The sequence below is a fragment of the Pseudomonas sp. NPDC089401 genome (assembly GCF_044749485.1).
In the GTDB taxonomy this organism is placed as follows: Bacteria; Pseudomonadota; Gammaproteobacteria; order Pseudomonadales; family Pseudomonadaceae; genus Aquipseudomonas.
Map to the genome: position 1 here is coordinate 256,889 of NZ_JBIVIA010000006.1, position 22,930 is coordinate 279,818.

The window sequence follows — 22,930 nt, forward strand, 5'->3', positions numbered from 1 at the left end:
GCCTGTGCCTGCTGGCCGTCGTCATCCTGCTGGTCGCCACCTCGCTGACCCAGTCCCGACGCAGCGCGGCATTGGTCAACCAGGCCAACACCGAAATGCTCGAACACAGCGCGCGCCTGCGCCTGCAGGCCCACGCCGAAACCCAGGCGCTGCGCATCCAGCGCTACTTCATGGACGCCTACCAGTACGGCAACGGCTTCGCCCGCCTGGTGCAGGTGCTCAAGGCCAAGGGCGGCGCCGACCTGCGCGCCGAGCTGACCCGCCAGGCCCAGCAGAGCCTGGCCGGCAACCCGGACATCATCGGCCTGTATCTGGTGTTCCAGCCCGATGCGCTGGACCACCAGGACAGCCAGTTCGTCGGCCAGGCCGCCAACGGCAGCAACGAAAGCGGGCGCTTCTCGCTGTACTGGTCGCAACCCAGCCCCGGCGCGCTGGAGCGCGAAGCGATGCCCGAGTCGATGCTCGGCGACAACAGCCCCGGCACCAATGGCCTGGCCAAAAACCGCTGGCTGACCTGCCCCCAGGAAACCGCCAGGGCCTGCGTGCTCGAACCCTACCTGGACGATGTCAACGGCCGCCAGGTGCTGATGACCAGCATCGCCCTGCCGCTGCTGGAGCACGGCAAGGTGGTCGGCGTGGTCGGCCTGGACATTGGCCTGGACAACCTCCAGCAACTGAGCCTGGACAGCCGCCAGGAGCTGTTCGACGGCCAGGGCCAGGTCAGCATCGTCAGCGCCGCCGGCCTGCTGGCCGGGCATAGCCGTGATGCCGGCAAGCTGGGCCAGCACCTGGACCAGCGGGTGGAGCAAGGCCTGCTGCGGGTGGCCCGGCCGTTCGCGCCGATCCCCGACGCCAGCCCCTGGCAGGTGCAGCTGGAATTGCCCGAAGCGGTCTTGCAAGCCCCCGCCGTGGCGCTCAACCAGCGCCTGGACAGCCACAACCAGAACGCCAACCTGACCAGCCTGCTGATCGGCCTGGGCGCGGCGGTCATCGGCCTGCTGCTGGTGTGGCTGACCGCCCGCGGCGTGACCCGGCCGATCCTCGCCGTGGCCGCACGCCTGGAAGACATCGCCAGCGGCGAAGGCGACCTGACCCGCCGCCTGGACTACGCCCGCCAGGACGAACTGGGCCAGCTGACCGGCTGGTTCAACCGCTTCCTCGACAAGCTGCAGCCGGTGATCGCCCAGGTCAAAGGCTCGCTGCTCGAAGCCCGCGGCACCGCCGACCAGTCCGCCGCCATCGCCAGCCAGACCAGCAATGGCATGCAACAGCAACAACGCGAGATCGAACAGGTGGCCACCGCCGCCAACGAGATGAGCGCCACCGCCCAGGATGTCGCCCGCAACGCGGCCCAGGCCGCCCATGCCGCACGCGGCGCCGACCAGGCCAGCCGCGAGGGCCTGCAACTGATCGCCAGCACGCGCCAGGCCATCGACCAGCTGGCCGGCGGCATGGACACGGCGATGGGCGAAGCCCGCGCACTGGAGCAGCGCAGCGAGCAGATCGGCTCGGTACTGGAGGTGATCCGCGCCATCGCCGAGCAGACCAACCTGCTGGCACTCAACGCCGCCATCGAAGCCGCCCGTGCCGGCGAGGCCGGGCGCGGCTTTGCCGTGGTCGCCGACGAAGTACGCAGCCTGGCCCAGCGCACCCAGGTGTCGGTGGAGGAGATTCGCCAGGTGATCGAAGGCCTGCAACAAGGCACCCAGGATGTGGTCGGCTCGATGCACGCGGGCCAGCGCCAGGCCCAGGCCAGCGCCGAGCGCATGGAACAGGCGCTGCCGGCGCTGCAACGCATCGGCGAGGCGGTGGCGGTGATCAGCGACATGAACCTGCAGATCGCCTCGGCGGCCGAGGAGCAGAGCGCGGTGGCCGAGGAAGTGAACCGCAACGTGGCAGGGATTCGCGATGTGACCGAGTCGCTGTCCGGGCAGGCCGATGAATCGGCACGCATCAGCCAGGCCTTGAACCGCCTGGCCAACCAGCAGCAGGCGTTGATGGAACAGTTTCGCGTCTAGCCTGCAAGGGCCTCTTCGCGGGCAAGCCCGCTCCCACAGGTACAGCGCAACCCTCAAGGCTTGTGATATCCCTGTGGGAGCGGGTTTACCCGCGAAGAGGCCAGAGCAGATAACACAGCAACAAGGCTATTTACCGAGCACACCCCATGCAAACCGCCCCCCGATCTTCCTTCTTCGACATCACCAGCGAACAGGGCCTGCTACGCACCTCGATCGCCGTCACCCTGTTCATCGCCACCATCGGCATCGGCTTCGGCCTGGCGTCCGGCTCGTTCTCGATCGTCTTCGACGGCGTCTACTCGCTGGTCGACGCCAGCATGAGCGGCCTGTCGCTGGTGGTGGTCAAGCTGATCACCTCGCATGCCACCAGCCTGCAATTGTCGCGCAAGCTGCGCGAACGCTTCACCATGGGCTTCTGGCACCTGGAGCCGATGGTCCTGGCGCTGAACGGCATCCTGCTCAGCGGCGTGGCCATCTACGCGCTGATCAACGCCGTCAGCAGCGTGCTGCAAGGCGGCCGCCACCTGGAGTTCGGCATCGCCATGGTCTATGCCGTGCTGACGGTGATCGCCTGCGCCACCATCGCCGTGGTCGAGGCACGCGCCAACCGCAAGCTGAACTCCGACTTCGTGCGCATGGACGTCAAGGGCTGGGTGATGTCGGCCAGCATCACTGCGGCCCTGTTGATCGCCTTCTGCTTCGGTTACGCCGTGCAGGGCACCCAGTGGGAATGGGTGTCGCCGTACATCGACCCGGCGGTGCTGGCGCTGGTGTGCCTGGTAATCATCCCGCTGCCGCTGTCGGTGGTGCGCCAGGCGCTGTCGGAAATCTTCCTGGTGACGCCGGGCGACCTCAAGCTGCACGTCGACACCGTCGCCCAGCAGTTCGTCGCCAAGCACGGCTTGCAGTCCTACAAGGCTTATGTGGCCAAGGTCGGCCGCTCACGCGAGATCGAACTGTACTTCATCGTGCCCAGCGACATGCCGGCGCGCCCGATAGCCGAATGGGATGCGCTGCGCGACGAGATTGGCGAAGCCGTCGGCGGTGAGGGGCCAGACCGCTGGATCACCGTAGTATTCACTGGCGATCCGGCTTGGGCCGAGTAAATGGCAGAATGCGGCCTGGCTGGAAGATCAGCGAAGTCCGAAGTTAAACCCTTGTTTTGAAGGACAGTACCGATCTTTGACCTTTTGCGCCCAGCCTGCGTCGCGCAACCCGTTGCCGACTTGGGCGATATTCTTGGGCGTGACATACAGTGAATGCGAGAACCAGCCGCGCTGTATCGGCGGCAGGCGCTGTAGTGCCCCGCCCGCCCTCAGGATCCGCATAACCACCGTTGCGCAATTTTTGCGCAAGAATTGATAGTGCGCGCCTGGCTTGCTGCGGATGCTTTCCCAGGCCCTATTCATCGCCAGCTCATCAAGGCCCCGAATTTTATAGACGACATGCGGATCGGCCTGCTCAGACTCGATATCCTCCTCAAGAAAGAAATTTCGGCCCTGACGGATTCTATTGAACGCTCCGGCAGCCTTTTCCGGCCACCAACTGACGTAGTTGGTGTTGTGCCGCTCAATGTATTCCCTGTGCATCTGACGCGCTTGCTTACTGTGAAACGCGTCAAATGGCAGATCGAGTGCCATTCTTGAAAGGGGATCCCCAATGTACAGGGCCGCATGCCCCATCTTTTCATCCTCGGGGTACCAGATATAGACAATCGCATTCACATGCACACTACTCATGAAGCCTTCCACCTCAGGCTTGGCAATTCTTCAATCACCGCATTGTTTTGAAGAAGCACAACACTCGATGGCAGAAGTTTATTCCTGCAAGGTCACGAACAAAGGCGTCAGCCCAAAACGAAAAAGCCCGCCACCGTTTCCGGTAGCGGGCTTTGACTTACTGCATATGGTGGGTCGTGTAGGATTCGAACCTACGACCAATTGGTTAAAAGCCAACTGCTCTACCAACTGAGCTAACGACCCGTTGGATGGCGCGTATAATACTGATTTCTAACGAAAAATCAAGGCATCATCAAAAAATCATGAAAAATACCGCGTCGGGTCGTCTACCCCGGCGGCCTTGAAGCCGTCTGCCCGCAGGCGGCAGCTGTCGCATTTGCCACAGGCGCGGCCTTCATCGTCGGCCTGGTAGCAGGAAACGGTCAGGCTGTAGTCGACGCCTTGGGCCATGCCAGCCTGGACGATCTGCGCCTTGCTCATGTTCTGCAGCGGCGCCTGGATACGGAAGCCCTGCCCTTCCACGCCAGCCTTGGTGGCCAGGTTGGCCATGCGTTCGAAGGCCTCGACGAACTCGGGGCGGCAGTCCGGGTAGCCGGAGTAGTCCACGGCATTGACGCCGATGAAGATGTCACGCGCTTCCAGCACCTCCGCCCACCCCAGGGCCAGCGACAGGAACACCGTGTTGCGCGCCGGCACGTAGGTGACCGGGATGCCCTCGCCCGGGGTTTCCGGCACGTCGATGCTGCTGTCGGTCAGGGCCGAACCGCCAATGCCATCGAGGTTCAGGCCGATCACCTTGTGCTCGACCACGCCCAGGTCGCGGGCGACGCGGGCAGCAGCGTTGAGCTCGGCGCGATGGCGCTGGCCGTAGTCGAAGCTCATGGTGTAGCAGCTGTAGCCCTGGGCCTTGGCCATGGCCACCACGGTGGCCGAGTCGAGGCCGCCGGACAGCAGGATTACCGCGCGTTTGTCAGTCATGTCGTTCACTCTCTCAATCAACGTCCGGGTTCGTCGTTCCACAGCAGCTTGTGCAGCTGCAGCTGGAAACGCACGGGCAGGTTGTCGGCAACGATCCAGTCGGCCAGGTCACTCGCGCTCACCTGGTGGTGGCTTGGCGAAAACAGCACTTCGCCGGCGCGTTCGGCCAGGTTGTACTGGATCAGCTTGGACACCGCCCAGTCATAGTCCTCGCGGGAACAAATGACGAACTTGACCTGGTCGTTGCGGGTCAGCTGCTCGATGTTCTCGTAGCGGTTGCGGTGCGACTCTTCCGAGCCCGGGGTCTTGAGGTCGACCACGCGGCTGACGCGCACATCGGTGCCAGAGATATCCAGGGCGCCGCTGGTTTCCAGCGACACTTCGTAACCGGCATCGCACAGACGCTGCAGCAGCGGCAAGGCGTTGGGCTGGGCCAGCGGCTCGCCACCGGTGACGCAGACATAGCGCGGCTTGAAGCCGGCCACCTGCTCGAGGATCGAATCGAGGGTGCGAATGGTGCCGCCGGTGAAGGCGTAGGCACTGTCGCAGTACTGACAGCGCAGGGGGCAACCGGTGAGGCGCACGAATACCGTGGGCAGCCCAGCCGTTCGTGTTTCACCCTGCAAAGAGTAAAAGACTTCGGTGATGCGTAGTGTGTCTTGCATGCTCGCCACGGGCGTGACAGCTGAACAGGCTGTCCGCCTCCGTCAGGCACTGTCGCGGACTCGACATGGCGTTATCCGCTACAGCGTATTTATAAAAGGGCGGTAATTCTAACGAAAAAACCCGCGACAGGCGCGGGTTTCTTCAAAAGGTGCGGCTTAGAGCTTTTGCAGGTCGCGTTGCGCCAGTTGCGCGGCAGAGGTGCCGGGGTACTGGGTGATGACCTGCTGCAGGATGCCCTTGACCTTGTCGGTATGGCCCATGCGGCGCTCGACGTCGGCCAGCTTGTACAGCGAATCAGGCACCTTGCTGTGCTTGGGGTACTTCTGGCTGACCTGGGCGAAGGCCTGGCTGGCCGCTGGCAGGTCACCCTTGGCCAGGTTCACCTCACCCAACCAGTACTGGGCGTTGCCGGCGTACTGGCTGTTCGGGTACTTGCGCAGGAAGGCGTTGAACGCCTGGCTGGCCTTGTCGAAGTCCTTCTGCTTGATCAGGTCGAAAGCCGCATCGTAATAGAGCTTTTCTTTCGCCGGATCACCGGGCTCGCTGTTGGCGGCCGGTTGTTGTGCAGCAGCGCCAGCGGCGCCTGCTGCAGCACCGGCGGCGGCATCGGGTGCACCACCGGTGGAGGAATTGTCGGGGGTCGCAGCGGGTGCGCCACCACTGTTGATGCGACGATCAAGGTCCTGGTATCGCTCCAGGTTTTCCTGCTTCATGCGCGACACATCGTTTTGCAACTCTTCGATGATGCCTTGCTGGCGGGAAAGTTGATCCTGCATCTGTTGCAGCTGCATGAACAGCTGGCCCTGCGCCGAGGCAGGGGCCGCAGCCCCTGCGCCGGCGTAGGCGCCGCTCGTGCCATAACCGGAAGGTGGGTAAGCACCCCCGTTGTCATCAACTACAGGAACCGCAGCCCACGCCGAAAGCGGCAGGCTGAGTGCGAGGACGGTTACAGCACGACGGCACATACGCATAAGAACTTACTTACGCAGTTCTACGCGACGGTTCTGAGCCCAGGACTGCTCGTCGTTGCCGGTGGCAACTGGACGCTCTTCGCCGTAGGAAACCAGTTCCAGCTGAGCAGGGGAAACGCCCTGCAGAACCAGGTAGCGCTGAACGGCTTTCGCACGACGCTCACCCAGAGCCATGTTGTACTCGCGGGTGCCGCGCTCGTCGGTGTTACCTTCCAGAACAACACGGTTGCCGTTGGCTTTCAGGTCCTTGGCGTGAACGTCCAGAGCGCGCATGGCTTCTGGCTTCAGGTCCGAGCTGTCGTATTCGAAGTAGAAGGTGGTGATTGCGCGCAGGGCGGCTTCTTCGCTCAGGGAGCCGTCGACAGCGCCAGTGTTGGCACCGTAGCCAGCGTTCGGATCAACAGCGCCTTCACCAGCGTTGTCACCGCCTTTCGAGGAGCAACCTACAGCTACGGCCATGGCCAGAGCCAGCGCAGCAAATTTACCAAACTTCAGCATTTCCATCGTGAAACTCCTAATGAAACCCCAGTGTGTTAAGCAAAACGTATTACGCCGCAATCAGTTCAGGTAAGGGGACCAGGACGGTTCTCTGACTTCGCCTTGAGCGGTAGGAAGTGGGAGCCTCACACGGCCGTTAAGCGACACGAGCATCAAGACTCCCCGGCCCTGCTGGCGGGTGGCGTAGATTAGCATGGTGCCGTTGGGCGCAACAGTGGGCGACTCATCAAGACTTGTTTCCGTGAGAATCTTTACACTTCCACGTTGCAAGTCTTGTGCAGCCACTTTGAAGTTGGTGAAGCCCTGCTGGCGATGGATCATCACCAGGGTCTTTTCATCCGCCGACAGTTTCGGGTTGGCGTTGTAGTTGCCCACGAAGGTCACTCGCTCGGCACCACCACCACTGACCGACTGTTTGTAGATCTGCGGCTTGCCGCCACGGTCGGAGGTGAAGTACAGGGTGTTGCCATCCTTGCCCCAGAACGGCTCGGTATTGATACCCGGGCCGGCAGTGACGCGGCTGATCTGGCGCGAGGCCACGTTCATCACGTAGATGTCCGGGTTGCCGTCCTTGGACAGCACGAACGCCAGGCGCGAACCGTCAGGCGACCAGGCAGGCGCACCGTTCAGGCCTTCGAAGTTGGTCACCTGCTCGCGGCGGCCGGTATCGATGTGCTGGACGAAGATGCGAGGGCGCTTCTGCTCGAACGAGACATAGGCGATACGCTTGCCATCCGGCGCGAAGCGCGGCGACAGGATCGGCTCGCGCGACTGCAGCAGGGTCACCGCACGCGCACCGTCGTAGTCCGAACGCTGCAAGGTGTAGCGGGTGTTGTTGGTCGAGAAGCGCTCGGCGGTCACGTACAGCATGCGGGTCGAGAACGCCCCCTTGATGCCGGTGAGCTTCTCGAACGACTGGTCGGCGATGTAGTGCGACATGTCGCGCAGCTGGTCAGCGGTGCCCGCGACGCTGCCGGTCAGCACTTGCTGCTCGGTGGCGACGTTGAACAGCGCGTACTGCACCTGCAGGCGACCGCCCGACGGCACGATGCTGCCGACCATCACGTACTGGGCGCCCAGGGCTTTCCAGTCGCGCATGATGACTTCGCTGGCCTGGGTCGGCTGGCTGATCATGTTCTGCCGCGGGATCGGCGAGTAATAGCCGGAGTTGCGCAGGTCGTTGCCAATGATGTCGGCCATGTCTTCCGGCAGCACGCTGCCACCCTGCAGACCGAACGGCACTACCGCGATGGGCGTGGCCCGATCGCTGCCGCTGGTGACCAGGATGTTCTTTTCCTCTGCCATGGCCATGCCAGCCACGCAGCAGAGCATGACCAGCATTCCTCGAAGGAGTTTAATCACAACGCTAGATCCTCAGGTGTAAATGTCATCTTGAACGAACGATAACGGTTGAAATCGCTCGGCTTCATACCCTGCATCTCGGTCAACCGACCGATGTTCTTCACTGCGGCCACCGCCGAACTGTCGAACGGACCGTCGCCACTGGATTTGACCACGCTGACGCCGGTCACGGTGCCGTCCGGCAGCATGTTGACCTGCAGGGTCACCGTCATGCCCTTACGCGCGGAAGGCGGACGTGCCCAACCCTCGGCCGCGCGCATGCGGATCAGGTCGTCGAAGTCGCCGGCCACCTGGTCACCCTGCTCGTCGGCCAGGGCCTGCTGCCGCTCGGTGGTGTCGGACAACAGCTCGGCCAGGGCCTGGGCTTTCTTGTCTTCCGCCGACTTGCGGGCCGCTTCCTGTGCCTTTTTCTTCTGAGCATCTGCAGCGGCCTTTTTCTTGGCCTCTTCAGCTGCCTTCTTCTTCGCGTCCTCGGCCGCCGCTTTCTTCTTGGCGTCCTCGGCTGCTTTCTTCTTCGCCTCTTCAGCGGCCTTTTTCTTGGCCTCTTCAGCGGCTTGTTTCTTGGCGTCTTCCTCGGCCTGCTTCTTCGCCTCGTCCTCGGCCTTCTTCTTGGCGATGTCGGCCTGCTGCTTCTCGGCGGCCTTCTTCGCCTCCTCGGCCTTCTTGGACTCGGCGGCTTTCTTGGCTTCGGCGGCCTTGGCTGCTTCCTCGGCCTTTTTCGCCTCGGCTGCTTCGCGTGCCTCCTCGGCCTTTTGAGCGGCGTCGGCTTTCTTTTGTTCCGCGGCCTTGATGGCCTCCTGTTCGACCTTCTTCTGCTCCAGCTGCTCGACTTCGGTCTGGCGCGAGGCGGTTTTCTTCGCTTCCCCGGCAATCTTCTGATTGGTCTGGGTGGTCGCCTGGCTCTTGGACTTGAGTTGATACAGCGTAGCCTGAACGATCGGCTTGGAAGGCGGTAATTCAGGTGTCATGGCAAAGCTGACGAACAGCAATGCGAACACCAGCACATGCAGGCCGATGGCCCAGACACTGGGCCAGAAGTAGCTTTCCGAGGCGGATGGCTCTCGCTGTTGCATCAGGGCGCCTCGGTAATCAGGCCAACGTTACCGACACCGGCCTTCTGCAACCCGCCCATGGCGCCCATGACGGCGCCGTAGTCGACAGCCTTGTCGCCACGAATGAAGACCTGGGTCTGCTTGCCCTGGTCGCGACCGGCGGCAATGACCTTGGTCACTGCGCTGGTCATGTCCGGCAAGGTCATGGCCTTGTCCATCTGCTTGTCGGTGTCGACTTCGCTGCCGAGGTTCCAGTAGTAGGTCTTGTCGGCCTTGATGGAGATGGTGAGGATCTGGACGTTGTTGTCCTGCGGCAAGGCTTCGCTGGAAACCTTGGGCAGGTCGACCTTCACGCCCTGGTTGAGCATGGGCGCCGTCACCATGAAGATGACCAGCAGCACCAGCATCACGTCGATGTAGGGCACCACGTTCATCTCGGCGACGGGCTTGCGTTTGTGGCGAACTCGGGCCATGGGCTTCTACCTGATTACTCTTCGCTGGTGTGCACTTTGCGGTGCAGGATCGCCTGGAACTCGTCGGCGAAGGTGTAGTAACGGCCGATCAGCACTTCGCTGCGGGCAGCGAAGCGGTTGTAGGCGATTACCGCTGGGATGGCCGCGAACAGGCCGATGGCGGTGGCGACCAGCGCCTCGGCAATGCCCGGAGCGACCGTGGCGAGGGTGGCCTGCTGGGCGCTGGCCAGGCCGCGGAACGAGTTCATGATGCCCCACACGGTACCGAACAGGCCGATGTACGGGCTGGTGGAACCGACGGTGGCGAGGAACGGCAGGCTCTGCTCGAGCTTTTCTTCCTCACGCGAGATGGCCACGCGCATGGCACGGCCCACGCCTTCCATGACCGCGTCCGGGTCGACGCCCGGCTGCTGGCGCAGGCGCGAGAATTCCTTGAAGCCGGCACGGAAGACCTGCTCGACGCCCGAATCCGGGTCCGGGTTGCTGCCTGCCTGACGGTACAGCTTGGACAGGTCGATGCCCGACCAGAAACGCTCCTCGAAGGCATCCAGCGCACGACGACCGGCGCGCAGCATGGTGCTGCGCTGGAAGATCATGATCCATGAGGTGACCGAGGCGGCCACCAGGGTCAGCATTACCAGCTGTACCACCACGCTGGCATTGCTGACCAGACTCCACATGGAGGTATGGTCGACGACGTTAGCTTCCACGCTTATTCTCCTGCATTCGATTGAGTACCCGAGCCGTCTGCCGCAAAGGCGTCGCGCAGCTGGGGAGGTATGGCTCGGGGTTTGAAAGTGTCGGCGCGCACGGCAGCCACCAGGAACTGCCCTTCGCAGAGCAGCGTTTCATCCTTTTCCCGCCAGACCTGCTGCACGAAGCGCAGGCTGGCGCGATTGAGTTCAAGTACTTGCGCGGTGACCCGCAGCTCGTCGTCCAGGCGCGCCGGCGCGTGATAGCGGGCTTCGCTGGAATGGACCACGAACAACAGGTTGTCTTCGGCCAGTTGCGACTGGGAAAAACCCAGGTGCCGCAGGCGTTCGGTGCGCGCGCGCTCCATGAATTTCAGGTAATTGACGTAATACACCACGCCACCGGCATCGGTATCCTCGTAATAGACGCGACAGCGGTGAGCGAACGGTTCCAGGCCATTTTGCGCGCGCATACTCTAGTGCTTACTCCTCAGCTTGCCAATCCGCTGCGGCAACTGTTTTTTCTTCATTAATGTCGTATTGCCAGCGCACCATCGGCATGCCAGCGGTAGGACCACGAAAAGCCGGTTTCGATCTGTCATTCATCGCCTGACCCGGAAAATTCTCCGGCAGCGCCCAGACTGCCCGGCACATCCAGGCCAAAGTGCAGGTAGGCATGGCGGGTCACCACCCGCCCGCGAGGGGTGCGCATGATATAGCCCTGCTGGATCAGGTAGGGTTCCAGCACATCCTCGATGGTATGGCGCTCCTCGCTGATTGCCGCGGCCAGGTTGTCGACACCGACCGGGCCACCGTCGAACTTTTCGATCATGGTCAGCAGCAGGCGGCGGTCGGAATGGTCGAAGCCGCGCTCGTCGACGTCCAGCAGGTTCAGCGCCATGTCGGCCACGGACTTGGTGATCTGGCCCTTGCCGCGCACTTCGGCATAGTCGCGCACGCGGCGCAGCAGGCGGTTGGCAATGCGCGGCGTGCCACGGGCGCGTCGGGCGATCTCGTAGGCGCCCTGGTCCTCGATGGCCAGGCCAAGGATACCGGCCGAGCGGCTGACGATGGTCGAAAGGTCCTTGTCGCTGTAGAACTCCAGGCGCTGGACGATACCGAAGCGGTCGCGCAGCGGGTTGGTCAGCATGCCGGCGCGGGTGGTGGCCCCCACCAGGGTGAAGGGCGGCAGGTCGAGCTTGATCGAACGGGCCGCCGGGCCTTCGCCGATCATGATGTCGAGCTGGAAGTCCTCCATCGCCGGGTACAGCACTTCTTCGACCACCGGCGACAGGCGGTGGATTTCGTCGATGAACAGCACGTCATGCGGTTCGAGGTTGGTCAGCATGGCAGCCAGGTCGCCGGGGCGCTCGAGGATCGGCCCCGAAGTGCTCTTGACCGACACGCCCATTTCCTGGGCGATGATATTGGCCAGGGTGGTCTTGCCCAGGCCTGGCGGGCCGAAGATCAGGGTATGGTCGAGCGACTCGCCGCGCCCACGGGCGGCCTGGATGAACAGCGCCATCTGCTCGCGCACCACCGGCTGGCCGATGTACTCGTCCAGGCGCAGCGGGCGAATGGCGCGGTCCTGGACTTCTTCACGGTCGCGGCCACTGGCGGCGATCAGGCGGTCGGCTTCGATCACTTGGTAATCATCCCTTTAAGGCTGCGACGGATCAGCTCCTCGCTGCTCAGGCCGGCCTTGTCCTTGATCGCGGCGATCGCCTTGCTCGCTTCCTGCGGCTTGTAGCCCAGGGAGACCAGGGCGCTGACCGCGTCGGCCTCGGCCGTAGACTCGCTGGCCACCGGCAGCGGGCCGTCGGACACCAGGGTGAACATCGCCGGGGAGGTCTCCCAGGCCTTGAAGCGGTCCTTGAGCTCGACCAGCAGGCGCTCGGCGGTCTTCTTGCCGACGCCGGGCACGCGCACCAGCACGGCGGTGTCCTGAGCCTGCACGCAGCGCACCAGTTCGTCCACTTCCAGGCCCGACATCAGCGCCAGCGCCAGCTTCGGCCCCACGCCATTGAGGCGGATCAGCTCGCGGAACAGTTCGCGCTCGCGCTTTTCGGCAAAGCCGTAGAGCAGATGGGCGTCTTCACGCACCACCTGATGGGTGTGCACGGTCACCGGCTCGCCCACCTTGGGCAGGCGGTACAGGGTGGTCATCGGCACTTCCAGCTCGTAGCCCACGCCGTTGACATCGATAATCAGGTGCGGCGGCTGTTTTTCCGCCAGGGTGCCGCGCAAACGTCCAATCACGTCTAGTTCCTTCCTCTCGGGGAGCCGGTCGAAGACCGCTCAACCCTATCAGCAAATGCGCCCGGTGAATGGCTCCCCCGGACAAAATGTGTATCAGCGCATGAAGCGCTCAAAGACGCAAGCGCCCGCCGCGTCGCCGTGCCGTGGCCAGGCCGTGGGGCACCAGGCTGGAGCGGGTGTGGGCATGGCACAGGGCGATGGCCAGGGCGTCGGAGGCGTCGATCTGCGGCTTCTGGGTCAGCTTGAGCAGATGCATGACCATCAGCATCACCTGCTCTTTATTCGCCCCGCCGCTGCCGGCGACCGCCTGCTTGACCTGGCTGGCGCTGTACTCGGCGATTTCCAGGCCCGCTTCGGCGGCGGCGACGATGGCCGCGCCGCGGGCCTGGCCGAGCTTGAGCGCGGAGTCTGCGTTACGCGCCATGAACACCCGTTCGATGCCCATGGTCACCGGGCCGTGCTGGGCGATGATCTCGCTGACGCCGCGAAAAACGATCTGCAACCGCTCGGGCAACTCGCCGCTGCCGGTGCGGATGCAGCCCGACGCCACGTACTCGCAACCACGGGCGGTCTGGCGGACCACGCCGTAGCCGGTGATGCGCGAGCCGGGGTCGATACCAAGAATCAGAGTCATAGCGCCCGTCGCAAAGAATTACAGGTGTACAAACTGTGCCGGCCCCTTCACGGGTGAACCCGCCCCCACAGGATCGCAGGAGACCTGTGGGAGCGGGTTTACCCGCGAAAGGGCCGGTACAAGAAAAGGAAAGCCCAAAGGCCTGACAAGATCAGCCAGCAGACCTTAGCCGAGTTTTTCCATGATCTCGTCGGAGATCTGCGCATTGGAATAGACGTTCTGCACGTCATCCAGGTCTTCGAGCATGTCGATCAGCTTGAGGACCTTCTCGGCACCCTCCTGGTCGAGCTCGGCACTGGTGGTCGGCTGCATGACGATTTCCGCGTCGGCGGCCTTGAAACCGGCCTCCTCCAGCGCGTTGCGCACGGCGTAGAAGCTGTTGAACGAGGTGAACACCTCGAACGAGCCATCGTCGTTGGCGACCACGTCGTCGGCATCGGCTTCCATCGCCGCCTCCATCAGCGCGTCCTCTTCGACGCCCGCGGCAAAGCTGATCTGCCCCTTGCGCTCGAACAGGTAGGCCACCGAGCCGTCGGTGCCGAGGTTGCCACCACACTTGGTGAAAGCATGGCGCACGGCGGCAGCGGTACGGTTGCGGTTGTCGGTCATGGCTTCGACCATGATCGCCACGCCACCCGGGCCGTAGCCTTCGTAGCTGAGCTCCTCGACGTTGTCGCTCTCGTTGGTGCCAGCACCCCGGGCCACGGCGCGATCGATGATGTCGCGGCTCATGTTGGCCCCCAGGGCCTTGTCCAGTGCCAGGCGCAGGCGCGGGTTGGAGGCAGCGTCCGGGCCACCCTGCTTGGCGGCCACGGTCAGCTCACGGATCCACTTGGTGAAGATCTTGCCTCTCTTGGCATCCTGGCGCTCTTTGCGGTGCTTGATGTTCGCCCACTTGGAATGACCCGCCATAACGACTCCAGATCCTTGATTCAGAAACAGATTCCGCCCCGAAGGGCGGAATGTGGAAAGACTGCGCCGAAGCGCGTGGGCGCACCCGCCGGGATGCGCCCGGGGCCGCTTACTCGACCTTGGTCTGCTCGCGCAGACGGATGTGCAGCTCACGCAGGGCCTTGGCGTCGACCATGCCAGGGGCCTGGGTCATGACGCACGCGGCGCTCTGGGTTTTCGGGAAGGCGATCACTTCACGGATCGACTGGGCGCCGGTCATCAGCATGACCAGGCGGTCCAGGCCGAAGGCCAGGCCACCGTGCGGCGGCGCGCCGAACTTCAGGGCGTCGAGCAGGAAGCCGAACTTCTCTTCCTGTTCCTCGGCCTCGATGCCCAGCAGGCGGAACACCGCTTGCTGCATCTCTTTGCGGTGGATACGGATCGAACCGCCACCCAGCTCGGTGCCGTTCAGGACCATGTCGTAGGCACGCGACAGCGCGGTGGCCGGGTTGGCCTCGAGCTCTTCCGGGGTGCACTTCGGCGCGGTGAACGGGTGGTGCAGCGCGGTGAAGCTGCCGTCTTCGTTCTCTTCGAACATCGGGAAGTCGACGACCCACATCGGTGCCCACTCGCAGGTCAGCAGCTCGAAGTCGTGGCCCAGGCGGATACGCAGCGCGCCCAGGGCTTCGCTGACCACCTTGAACTTGTCGGCACCGAAGAACACGATGTCGCCATCCACGGCGCCTACGCGGTCGAGGATGTTGTTGAGGTTGGCCTCGGGGATGTTCTTGACGATCGGCGACTGCAGACCCTCGACACCCTTGGCGCGCTCGTTGACCTTGATGTAGGCCAGGCCCTTGGCACCGTAGATGCCGACGAACTTGGTGTACTCGTCGATCTTGCTGCGCGGCATGCTGGCGCCGCCTGGCAGGCGCAGGGCGGTGACGCGGCACTTCGGATCGTTGGCCGGGCCGGCGAAGACCTTGAAGTCGACGTCCTTGAGCTGGTCGGCAACGTCCACCAGTTCCAGCGGGTTACGCAGGTCCGGCTTGTCGGAACCGTAGCGGCGCATGGCCTCTTCGAAGGTCATGTGCGGGAATTCGCCGAATTCCAGGTCCAGCACTTCCTTGAACAGCTTGCGGATCATGCTCTCGGTGAGGCCCATGATCTCGGCTTCGTCGAGGAAGCTGGTCTCGATGTCGATCTGGGTGAATTCCGGCTGGCGGTCGGCACGCAGGTCTTCGTCGCGGAAGCACTTGGCGATCTGGTAGTAGCGGTCGAAACCGGCAACCATCAGCAGCTGCTTGAACAGCTGTGGCGACTGCGGCAGGGCGAAGAAGCTGCCTGCGTGGGTGCGGCTCGGCACCAGGTAGTCACGCGCGCCTTCCGGGGTGGCCCGGGTGAGGATCGGCGTTTCGACGTCGAGGAAGCCGTTTTCGTCGAGGAAGCGACGGATGCTGCTGGTGATGCGCGAACGCAGGCGCAGCTTGTCGGCCATTTCCGGGCGACGCAGGTCGATGAAGCGGTAGCGCAGGCGGGTTTCTTCGCCCACGTCCGAGTACTCGTTCAGCGGGAACGGCGGGGTTTCCGCTTCGTTGAGCACGTTCAGCTGGTAGCCGAGGATCTCGATGGCGCCGGAGGCCATGTTGGCGTTGACTGCGCCATCCGGACGACGGCGCACCTTGCCGGTGATCTGCACGACGTATTCGCTGCGCACGCGGTCGGCGGCGGCGAAGGTTTCGGCGCGATCCGGGTCGAACACGACCTGGGCCATGCCTTCGCGGTCACGGATATCGAGGAAGATCACCCCGCCGTGGTCGCGGCGACGATGGACCCAGCCGCAAAGGGTGACTTCCTGGCCGTCCAGGCTCTCGTTCAGTTGGCCGCAATAATGGCTGCGCATCATGATGGTGGTTTCGCTTCTCGTGATTCGTGTATTCGATGGAGGCCTTGGCCGCCCGAAGGGCTAATACTGCAAGACCCGGCTACTGCAATTCAACTCAGTCGGCCTTGTCGCCGCCTGCCAGATTCTTTTTTGCCCCGGTCTTGAAGTCGGTTTCGTACCAGCCGTTGCCGCTCAGGCGGAAGCCCGGCACCGACAGCAGCTTCTTCAATGCCGGCGCTGCACAGGCCGGGCAGTCGGTCAGCGGCGCGGCGCTGATCTTCTGCAGCACCTCCATCCGGTGATCGCAGGAGGCACATTGATAGTCATAAAGGGGCATGAACGTCTCTCGTCAACCACAACGCTGGCTGCCTGGGCAGCAAAAAGCGGAATTATATATGGTTAATTGACACTGCGCAGCCTCGCCCGGCGATCGGTGCGCTCACGGCGGGTCGAGCAGCCAGACAACGCAGATCACCCGCACCAGCCCGCTGAAGTTGCGCACCCCGCCCTGGCGCAGGTGAACTTCACGGTCGACGTAGGACAACACGGCGCTGACCGAGCAGCGGTTGACCTCGGCTATCCGTTCGAGAATACCCCAATACACCGCCTCCAGGCGCAGGCAGGTGGAAAACCCGTTGAGCCGCACCGAGCGCGACACCGGTCGGATCTGCAACATATCGAAATCCGCCCTGAACGGATCGAACCTCGGCTTGCCCGACCAGCATCCATGGCTTGCCGCCTTCTTACATCCTTGCATCTTGCCCCACAGCCTCACCTTGATTACCAAGGGCTCAATGAGGCGCGCAAACGCGAGTGCAACGCAGCAGCAAAGGCTTCCTGAGCAAACCGCAAAGCCTGACCAGGGCTGGCATGATCAGGCTGTTTCGGCAGCTTCGAGCGGGTTACCGACCGTCCAGCAGGACGCGCAGCATCCAGGCTGTCTTTTCATGGACCTGCATGCGCTGGGTCAACAGGTCGGCAGTCGGTTCGTCACTGACCTTGTCCACCGCCGGGAAGATACTGCGTGCGGTACGCACCACTGCCTCCTGGCCCTGCACCAGCTGGCGGATCATTTCCTCGGCGACAGGAACGCCTTCCTCCTCCTTGATCGAGGAGTGCCGCGCATAGAATGCATAGGACCCTGGCGCCGGAAAGCCCAGTGCACGAATACGCTCGGCGATCGAATCAACCGCCAGCGCCAGTTCGTTGTACTGCTCTTCGAACATCAGGTGCAGGGTGCGAAACGATGGACCGGTGACATTCCAATGAAAGTTGTGGGTTTTCAAATACAGCACGTAGGTATCCGACAACAGCCGGGACAACCCTTCGACGATGGATTTGCGATCTTCTTCACTGATACCGATATCGATTGCCATGAAGCTCCCCTTTCCGTTTGGCTTGATGATCAAGCGGGCCCGAAACACTCTAGCAACACCTGCCCCGGCCGCCCATGATCTGGCGCAATCGACCGATGCCGGCCACCGGTGATTTGAGAAGGCCCTGCCTTTGCGGTTAAATAGGCACCGTGCCACCCGTGCGGACTGTCATTGCCGGGTGCATAGGCTGGCCCAACACGTGTTCGCGCCCTACACCTCATGCGCACCGTGTCGCCAGCTCTTCCTGTGATCGGCCTTATCAACTGTGAGCCAACCCCATGTTCAAGATCGTCCATCTGGTGACGGGCGTCGCGGCTTTGCTGCTATCGCTCATGCCCAGCCTGAAAACCGACGCTTCACCTTTCCTGCAGCAACCCGACGCGGTCTACCTGGCCCTGCTCGGCCTGCTCAACCTGCTGCTGGCCCCGGTCGTGCCCCTGTACTACCGCGGCGCCCGCCAGCAACTGCAGCACCTGGCCTGCGCCCTGCTGGTGGTGGCCGTGGTGCTGCAGACCCTGACCTTGCTCGCCCGCCCCGAAATGGGCAACCTGGCGGCGCTGGTCTGCGCGGCACTGGCCGTGGTCCTGCACCTGGCCGCCGGCTTCGCCCGCAGCGGGCGCAAGGCACGCGCCAGCCAAGGTGCGCCAGTGGAAACCGGCAGGCGTGATACCGGCACCGTGAAGTGGTTCAACACGTCCAAGGGTTTCGGCTTCATTTCCCGCGACTCGGGCGACGATATCTTCGTCCACTTCCGCGCCATCCGCGGCGAAGGCCATCGCATCCTGGTCGAAGGCCAGCGCGTCGAGTTCTCGGTGATGCACCGTGACAAAGGCCTGCAGGCCGAAGACGTGGTGGCGGTTACCCGCCGCTGAAACGCAAGGCCCCGGGGCAATCCCGGGGCCTTTTGCTTTCAATAGTGCGGGGGCGGCGCCTCCTCTCCCTCGCTGCCATACTGGCCGACCATTTCCTCGTAACGCTTGATCAGCTCGGCCACCTGCAGTTGCAGCCGCTCGATCACCCGCCCCTGCTCCACCACCACGTCATTCAGCGCCTGAAGGGTGTCGTCCTGGAACGCCTGACGGGTTTCCAGTTCGATGATGCGTGCTTGTTCCGACATTTCAGGCCTCCTGGTATCCGTTGCCGAGCAGCCCGCGCAGGCGCTTGCGGATTGCCTCGACCTCGCCCGCCGCGTATTCGACCGCCGGTACCTTGCCCCACACCGGCGCAGGCCAGGCGGCATCGCTCTGGTGGCGGACGATGACATGCATGTGCATCTGCTTCACCACGTTGCCCAGGGTGGCAACGTTGATCTTGTCGGCCTCGAACTCACCCTTGAGCACTTCGGCCAGCAGGGTGGTTTCTTTCCACAATTGCGCCTGGTCGTCCGCACTCAGGTCGAACAGCTCGCTCACGCCTGCGCGCCTGGGCACCAGGATGAACCAGGGGTAGTTGGCATCCTTGCTGAGCAGCAGACGGCACAGCCCAAAGTCCCCGAGCACCAGGGAATCCTGCTGCAAACGCGAATCCATCTCAAACACGGCAAACCTCCATCACTAAAACATGCCGCAAGGATACCGCGCTTCGCCCTTGCCAGCATGCGCGAAGCACCTGGGCGCACACTTTGGGTTCATGCAAGGGCGCTGGTTGCACAGTAACGGTAACACTGCGCTACTTTTCGCACCAAAATGAGGCCACAAAACTGTAGCGGAATACGCTTCTACCCACATGAATGACTCTGCCTCAACAGTTGCCGGTAACACATTGACTTTTATGACAGCTTTTTCTTTTATCCGTCACATTTAACGTGGCACACCATCAGACAACTCCCACCCCGTGTTTTCGGCGCTTTCCGAGCTTTGCCAGCCCTGTTTGTGAAAAATTCATTAACCGTTGTTAATTTTGAGCACGCTTGTTGCATTCTCTTCACGCCAAGTCGGCACGACACCTGCATTGACCAGGTGACGCGACAAATAACAACAGCGGCATTGGAGAGCCCAGGGAGTTTTCCCACCGGATTCAGTGACTACCGAATCGTTACGGGATGGAAACAGCGCTGGCGTTGTACGACCCGGATAACCGGGACGTGATTTGCGACATGGAAATACCTGAAAGCGACATGGCCGTAAAGTTCCCGAAAGGATCAATTTTGCCATATCGCCAATAACAGTCAGCGTGCTATACATTTTCGCCGACATAACAAGAAAGAGCTGCCCCATATAACTAAAAGACTTGGGCGCAGCGGTACTCTTCCTAAAACCAAAGGAGCAAATCACGATGCGCGTGATGAAGTGGAGCATGATCGCCCTGGCCGTTGCGGCAGGGACCTCGCAGATGGCCGTAGCCTCCTCGCAAGACGAATCCAAAGGCTTTGTCGAAGACAGCAAGCTCGGTGTAAAACTGCGCAACCTGTATTTCAGCCGTGACTACCGCAGCTCGGAAACCGCCGCGAACCGCGCCAACAATGTGCGCCACGACCAGCGCGAATGGGGCCAGGGCTTCATCGGCACCTTCGAATCGGGCTTTACCCAAGGCACCGTCGGGGTCGGCTTCGACGCCATCGGCCTGCTCGGCCTGAAACTGGACAGCGGCCGTGGATACGCGGGCACCGGTCTGTTCCCAACTGGCTCGGATGGCCGTTCGCAAGATGATTACTCCGAAGCCGGCGGCGCCATCAAGTTCCGTATCTCCGACACGGTTCTGAAGGTCGGCAACCAGTTCACTGCGCTGCCTGTCTTCGCCACCGACGACAGCCGCCTGCTGCCTGAAGTTGCCGAAGGCACCTTGATCACCAGCAACGAAATCAAGGGCCTGACCCTCAACGCTGGCCGCTTCACCGGCATCAACGCCCAGGACCAGACCGACCGTGACAGCCTGCACCTGAAGTCGGCAAACGTGGTCGGCGGCACCTACGCCTTCACCGACAACCTGAACACCAGCCTCTACTACTCCAAGGTCGAAGACTACTGGCGCAAGTACTACGCCAACGTCAACTGGGCACTGCCGATTTCCGACAAGCAAGGCCTGGTGTTCGACTTCAACATCTACGACACCAAGAGTGAAGGCAGCGAGGCCCGCGCCTCGTTCGATGGCGACAAGCTCGACAACCGCGCCTACAGCTTCTCGGCCGCCTATAGCTTCGGCCCCCACACCATCACCGCCGCTTATCAGAAAGTCACCGGCGACGGCGAATACGCTTACGGCGTAGATGGTGGCGGCACCATCTTCCTGGCCAACTCCGTCGCGCGCTCGGACTTCAACGCCGAAGACGAAAAATCCTGGCAACTGCGCTACGACCTGAACTTCGCCGAGTTCGGTGTTCCAGGCTTGACCTTCATGACCCGTTACGTGCGCGGTACCGATGCCAACGTGGGTGATACCACCAACGGCAAGGAATGGGAACGCGACGTGGATATCAAGTACGTGCTCCAGGAAGGCCCGGCCAAAGACCTGAGCTTCCGTGTACGTCAGGCCACCTATCGCTCCGCCGATTCGGTCTACTCCGATTCGCTGGACGAACTGCGCCTGATCGTCGAGTACCCGCTGAGCATCCTGTAAGCCTGGCTTGCAGTGCCCCGCACCTGAAAAAGCCCGGCACAACCGCCGGGCTTTTTCTTGGCTGACAACAGCCACGCCCTGGGGCATTCTGTACGCCTTCGTTTCGCCCCCGTACAATGCGGGGCTATTTTCAACGTCTTAGGCAATCGACACGGCTAACCATGCGCACCAGTCAATATTTGCTCGCCACCCAGAAAGAAACCCCTGCCGACGCAGTGGTCATCAGCCACCAGCTCATGCTGCGCGCCGGCATGATCCGCAAACTGGCTTCCGGCCTGTACACCTGGCTGCCGATGGGCCTGCGCGTGATGCGCAAGGTCGAGAACGTGGTGCGTGAGGAAATGAACGCCGCCGGTGCCCTGGAAGTGCTGATGCCGAGCATCCAGCCTGCCGAGCTGTGGCAGGAGTCCGGCCGCTGGGAACAGTACGGCCCTGAGCTGCTGCGCCTGAAGGACCGTCACCAGCGCGACTTCTGCGTCGGCCCGACCCACGAAGAAGTGATCACCGACCTGGCCCGCAACGAGCTGTCCAGCTATAAACAGCTGCCGCTCAACATGTACCAGATCCAGACCAAGTTCCGTGACGAGATCCGCCCACGCTTCGGCCTGATGCGCGGCCGCGAATTCATCATGAAGGACGCCTACTCCTTCCATGCCGACCAGGCTTCCCTGCAGGAAACCTACGACCGCATGCACCAGGCGTATTCCAACGTCTTCACCCGCCTGGGCCTGGACTTCCGTCCGGTACAGGCCGACACCGGCTCGATCGGTGGCAGCTACTCCCACGAATTCCACGTGCTGGCCGAGTCCGGCGAAGACGACGTGATCTTCAGCGACAGCTCCGATTACGCCGCCAACATCGAAAAGGCCGAAGCCATCCCGCGTGAAACCGTGCGCCCTGCCCCTACCGAGGAGCTGCGCCTGGTCGACACCCCGGAGGCCAAGACCATCGCGCAACTGGTCGAGAACCACGGCCTGGCGATCGAAAAGACCGTCAAGACCCTGATCGTGCGCGGCGCCGAAGAAGGCAAGCTGGTGGCACTGGTGGTCCGTGGCGACCACGAACTGAACGAAATCAAGGCCACCAAGCTGGAACAGGTCGCCGACCCGCTGGTGATGGCCACCGACGCCGAGCTGCGTGATGCCATCGGCGCAGGCGCAGGCTCCCTGGGCCCGCTGAACCTGCCGCTGGAAGTCATCATCGACCGCTCCGTCGCCCTGATGAGCGACTTCGGCATCGGCGCCAACATCGACGACAAGCACTACTTCGGCGTCAACTGGGAACGTGACCTGCCGGTTCCCCAGGTTGCCGACATCCGTAACGTCGTCGAGGGCGACCCGAGCCCGGACGGCCAGGGCACCCTGGTGATCAAGCGCGGCATCGAAGTGGGCCACATCTTCCAGCTCGGCACCAAGTACAGCGAAGCGCTCAAGTGCCAGGTACTGGGCGAGAACGGCAAGCCGGTGGTGCTGTCCATGGGTTGCTACGGCATTGGCGTGTCCCGCGTGGTCGCAGCGGCCATCGAGCAGAGCTACGACGACAAGGGCATCATCTGGAACGACGCCCTGGCGCCCTTCCAGATTGCCCTGGTACCGCTGCGCTATGAAACCGAGATGGTCCGCGAGGCGACCGACAAGCTGTACGCCGAGCTGACTGCCGCCGGCTTCGAAGTGCTGCTGGACGACCGCGACAAGAAGACCAGCCCCGGCATCAAGTTCGCCGACATGGAGCTGATCGGCATCCCGCACCGCATCGTCGTCAGCGACCGCGGCCTGGCCGAAGGCAACCTGGAGTACAAGCACCGCACCGAGCAGGACGCCCAGGCACTGCCGCTCGCTGAAGTGCTGACCTTCCTGCAGGCCCGCGTGCGCCGCTGATAAC

The 22,930-nt window shown here is 62.8% G+C and carries 25 protein-coding genes, 1 tRNA gene and 1 pseudogene; 6 read left to right on the top strand and 21 right to left on the bottom strand.

Annotated features, from left to right (window positions below):
• Window positions 1-170: 170 nt before the first annotated feature.
• The 3 genes and pseudogenes from ACIP21_RS16135 to ACIP21_RS16145 all read left to right on the top strand — a co-directional run.
• A pseudogene (locus tag ACIP21_RS16135) lies at window positions 171-1,160 on the top strand (HAMP domain-containing protein); the annotation flags it as partial.
• Between the two features lie 102 nt (window positions 1,161-1,262).
• Complete coding sequence (locus tag ACIP21_RS16140) at window positions 1,263-2,018, top strand: methyl-accepting chemotaxis protein (protein WP_400689496.1); 756 nt, start codon at window positions 1,263-1,265, stop codon at window positions 2,016-2,018.
• Between the two features lie 146 nt (window positions 2,019-2,164).
• Window positions 2,165-3,124, top strand: a complete 960-nt coding sequence (locus tag ACIP21_RS16145) for a cation diffusion facilitator family transporter (protein WP_400689273.1) — start codon at window positions 2,165-2,167, stop codon at window positions 3,122-3,124.
• A gap of 27 nt (window positions 3,125-3,151) precedes the next feature.
• On the opposite strand, the gene ACIP21_RS16150 is transcribed toward ACIP21_RS16145, so the two are convergent.
• The 19 genes from ACIP21_RS16150 to ACIP21_RS16240 form a co-directional block, all read right to left on the bottom strand.
• Window positions 3,152-3,757 carry a hypothetical protein gene (locus tag ACIP21_RS16150; RefSeq protein WP_400689276.1) on the bottom strand — a complete coding sequence of 202 codons (606 nt, stop codon included), beginning with the start codon at window positions 3,755-3,757 and terminating at the stop codon, window positions 3,152-3,154.
• Window positions 3,758-3,924: 167 nt separating this feature from the next.
• Window positions 3,925-4,000 (bottom strand) — tRNA-Lys (locus tag ACIP21_RS16155).
• Between the two features lie 57 nt (window positions 4,001-4,057).
• Complete coding sequence (gene queC / locus ACIP21_RS16160) at window positions 4,058-4,735, bottom strand: 7-cyano-7-deazaguanine synthase QueC (protein WP_400689279.1); 678 nt, start codon at window positions 4,733-4,735, stop codon at window positions 4,058-4,060.
• A 17-nt stretch (window positions 4,736-4,752) separates the two neighbouring features.
• Complete coding sequence (gene queE / locus ACIP21_RS16165) at window positions 4,753-5,400, bottom strand: 7-carboxy-7-deazaguanine synthase QueE (RefSeq protein WP_306380896.1); 648 nt, start codon at window positions 5,398-5,400, stop codon at window positions 4,753-4,755.
• A 156-nt stretch (window positions 5,401-5,556) separates the two neighbouring features.
• Window positions 5,557-6,372, bottom strand: coding sequence for a tol-pal system protein YbgF (gene ybgF / locus ACIP21_RS16170; protein WP_400689283.1), 816 nt, complete (start codon window positions 6,370-6,372; stop codon window positions 5,557-5,559).
• A gap of 6 nt (window positions 6,373-6,378) precedes the next feature.
• Window positions 6,379-6,876, bottom strand: a complete 498-nt coding sequence (pal, locus tag ACIP21_RS16175) for a peptidoglycan-associated lipoprotein Pal (protein ID WP_023381906.1) — start codon at window positions 6,874-6,876, stop codon at window positions 6,379-6,381.
• Window positions 6,877-6,930: 54 nt separating this feature from the next.
• The gene (gene tolB, locus ACIP21_RS16180) at window positions 6,931-8,202 is read right to left on the bottom strand and encodes a Tol-Pal system beta propeller repeat protein TolB (protein ID WP_400689286.1); all 1,272 of its coding nucleotides are present in this window, start codon (window positions 8,200-8,202) and stop codon (window positions 6,931-6,933) included.
• Window positions 8,203-8,228: 26 nt separating this feature from the next.
• Window positions 8,229-9,305 carry a cell envelope integrity protein TolA gene (tolA, locus tag ACIP21_RS16185; protein ID WP_400689289.1) on the bottom strand — a complete coding sequence of 359 codons (1,077 nt, stop codon included), beginning with the start codon at window positions 9,303-9,305 and terminating at the stop codon, window positions 8,229-8,231.
• The gene (gene tolR / locus ACIP21_RS16190) at window positions 9,305-9,757 is read right to left on the bottom strand and encodes a protein TolR (RefSeq protein ID WP_400689292.1); all 453 of its coding nucleotides are present in this window, start codon (window positions 9,755-9,757) and stop codon (window positions 9,305-9,307) included. The genes tolA and tolR overlap by 1 nt, the downstream gene beginning before the upstream one ends.
• Window positions 9,758-9,771: 14 nt before the next feature.
• On the bottom strand, window positions 9,772-10,467 hold the full coding sequence (gene tolQ / locus ACIP21_RS16195; RefSeq protein ID WP_054902637.1) for a protein TolQ: 696 nt from the start codon (window positions 10,465-10,467) through the stop codon (window positions 9,772-9,774).
• Between the two features lie 2 nt (window positions 10,468-10,469).
• Window positions 10,470-10,922, bottom strand: a complete 453-nt coding sequence (ybgC, locus tag ACIP21_RS16200; protein WP_167068951.1) for a tol-pal system-associated acyl-CoA thioesterase — start codon at window positions 10,920-10,922, stop codon at window positions 10,470-10,472.
• Window positions 10,923-11,047: 125 nt separating this feature from the next.
• Window positions 11,048-12,094 carry a Holliday junction branch migration DNA helicase RuvB gene (gene ruvB, locus ACIP21_RS16205; RefSeq protein WP_400689296.1) on the bottom strand — a complete coding sequence of 349 codons (1,047 nt, stop codon included), beginning with the start codon at window positions 12,092-12,094 and terminating at the stop codon, window positions 11,048-11,050.
• Window positions 12,091-12,708: a Holliday junction branch migration protein RuvA gene (gene ruvA, locus ACIP21_RS16210; protein ID WP_400689297.1), complete on the bottom strand. Its 618-nt coding sequence runs from the start codon at window positions 12,706-12,708 to the stop codon at window positions 12,091-12,093. Before ruvA ends, ruvB begins: the two co-directional genes overlap by 4 nt.
• Before the next feature lie 109 nt (window positions 12,709-12,817).
• Window positions 12,818-13,342 (bottom strand): crossover junction endodeoxyribonuclease RuvC, encoded by a 525-nt coding sequence (ruvC, locus tag ACIP21_RS16215; protein WP_060510186.1) that lies wholly within the window; start codon window positions 13,340-13,342, stop codon window positions 12,818-12,820.
• Between the two features lie 165 nt (window positions 13,343-13,507).
• Window positions 13,508-14,254 (bottom strand): YebC/PmpR family DNA-binding transcriptional regulator, encoded by a 747-nt coding sequence (locus ACIP21_RS16220; protein ID WP_400689300.1) that lies wholly within the window; start codon window positions 14,252-14,254, stop codon window positions 13,508-13,510.
• Between the two features lie 109 nt (window positions 14,255-14,363).
• Window positions 14,364-16,139, bottom strand: a complete 1,776-nt coding sequence (aspS, locus tag ACIP21_RS16225; protein WP_400689302.1) for an aspartate--tRNA ligase — start codon at window positions 16,137-16,139, stop codon at window positions 14,364-14,366.
• Between the two features lie 94 nt (window positions 16,140-16,233).
• Entirely contained in the window at window positions 16,234-16,455 is a 222-nt protein-coding gene (locus ACIP21_RS16230; RefSeq protein WP_400689305.1) for an FmdB family zinc ribbon protein, read from the bottom strand.
• A gap of 102 nt (window positions 16,456-16,557) precedes the next feature.
• A complete protein-coding gene (locus tag ACIP21_RS16235; protein ID WP_400689308.1) occupies window positions 16,558-16,875 on the bottom strand; it encodes a ribbon-helix-helix domain-containing protein in 318 nt (105 codons plus the stop codon).
• 145 nt (window positions 16,876-17,020) lie between these two features.
• Window positions 17,021-17,494: a Dps family protein gene (locus tag ACIP21_RS16240; RefSeq protein ID WP_400689311.1), complete on the bottom strand. Its 474-nt coding sequence runs from the start codon at window positions 17,492-17,494 to the stop codon at window positions 17,021-17,023.
• Window positions 17,495-17,772: 278 nt separating this feature from the next.
• On the opposite strand from ACIP21_RS16240, the gene ACIP21_RS16245 reads away from it, so the two are divergent.
• Window positions 17,773-18,366 (top strand): cold shock domain-containing protein membrane protein, encoded by a 594-nt coding sequence (locus tag ACIP21_RS16245; RefSeq protein ID WP_400689314.1) that lies wholly within the window; start codon window positions 17,773-17,775, stop codon window positions 18,364-18,366.
• Window positions 18,367-18,404: 38 nt separating this feature from the next.
• On the opposite strand, the gene ACIP21_RS16250 is transcribed toward ACIP21_RS16245, so the two are convergent.
• Complete coding sequence (locus ACIP21_RS16250) at window positions 18,405-18,611, bottom strand: SlyX family protein (RefSeq protein WP_400689315.1); 207 nt, start codon at window positions 18,609-18,611, stop codon at window positions 18,405-18,407.
• Window position 18,612: 1 nt separating this feature from the next.
• Entirely contained in the window at window positions 18,613-19,032 is a 420-nt protein-coding gene (locus tag ACIP21_RS16255; protein WP_400689318.1) for an HIT family protein, read from the bottom strand.
• 736 nt (window positions 19,033-19,768) lie between these two features.
• On the opposite strand from ACIP21_RS16255, the gene ACIP21_RS16260 reads away from it, so the two are divergent.
• Entirely contained in the window at window positions 19,769-21,049 is a 1,281-nt protein-coding gene (locus ACIP21_RS16260) for an OprD family porin (protein WP_400689320.1), read from the top strand.
• A gap of 161 nt (window positions 21,050-21,210) precedes the next feature.
• Window positions 21,211-22,926 (top strand): proline--tRNA ligase, encoded by a 1,716-nt coding sequence (locus ACIP21_RS16265; protein ID WP_400689323.1) that lies wholly within the window; start codon window positions 21,211-21,213, stop codon window positions 22,924-22,926.
• Window positions 22,927-22,930 lie beyond the last annotated feature (4 nt).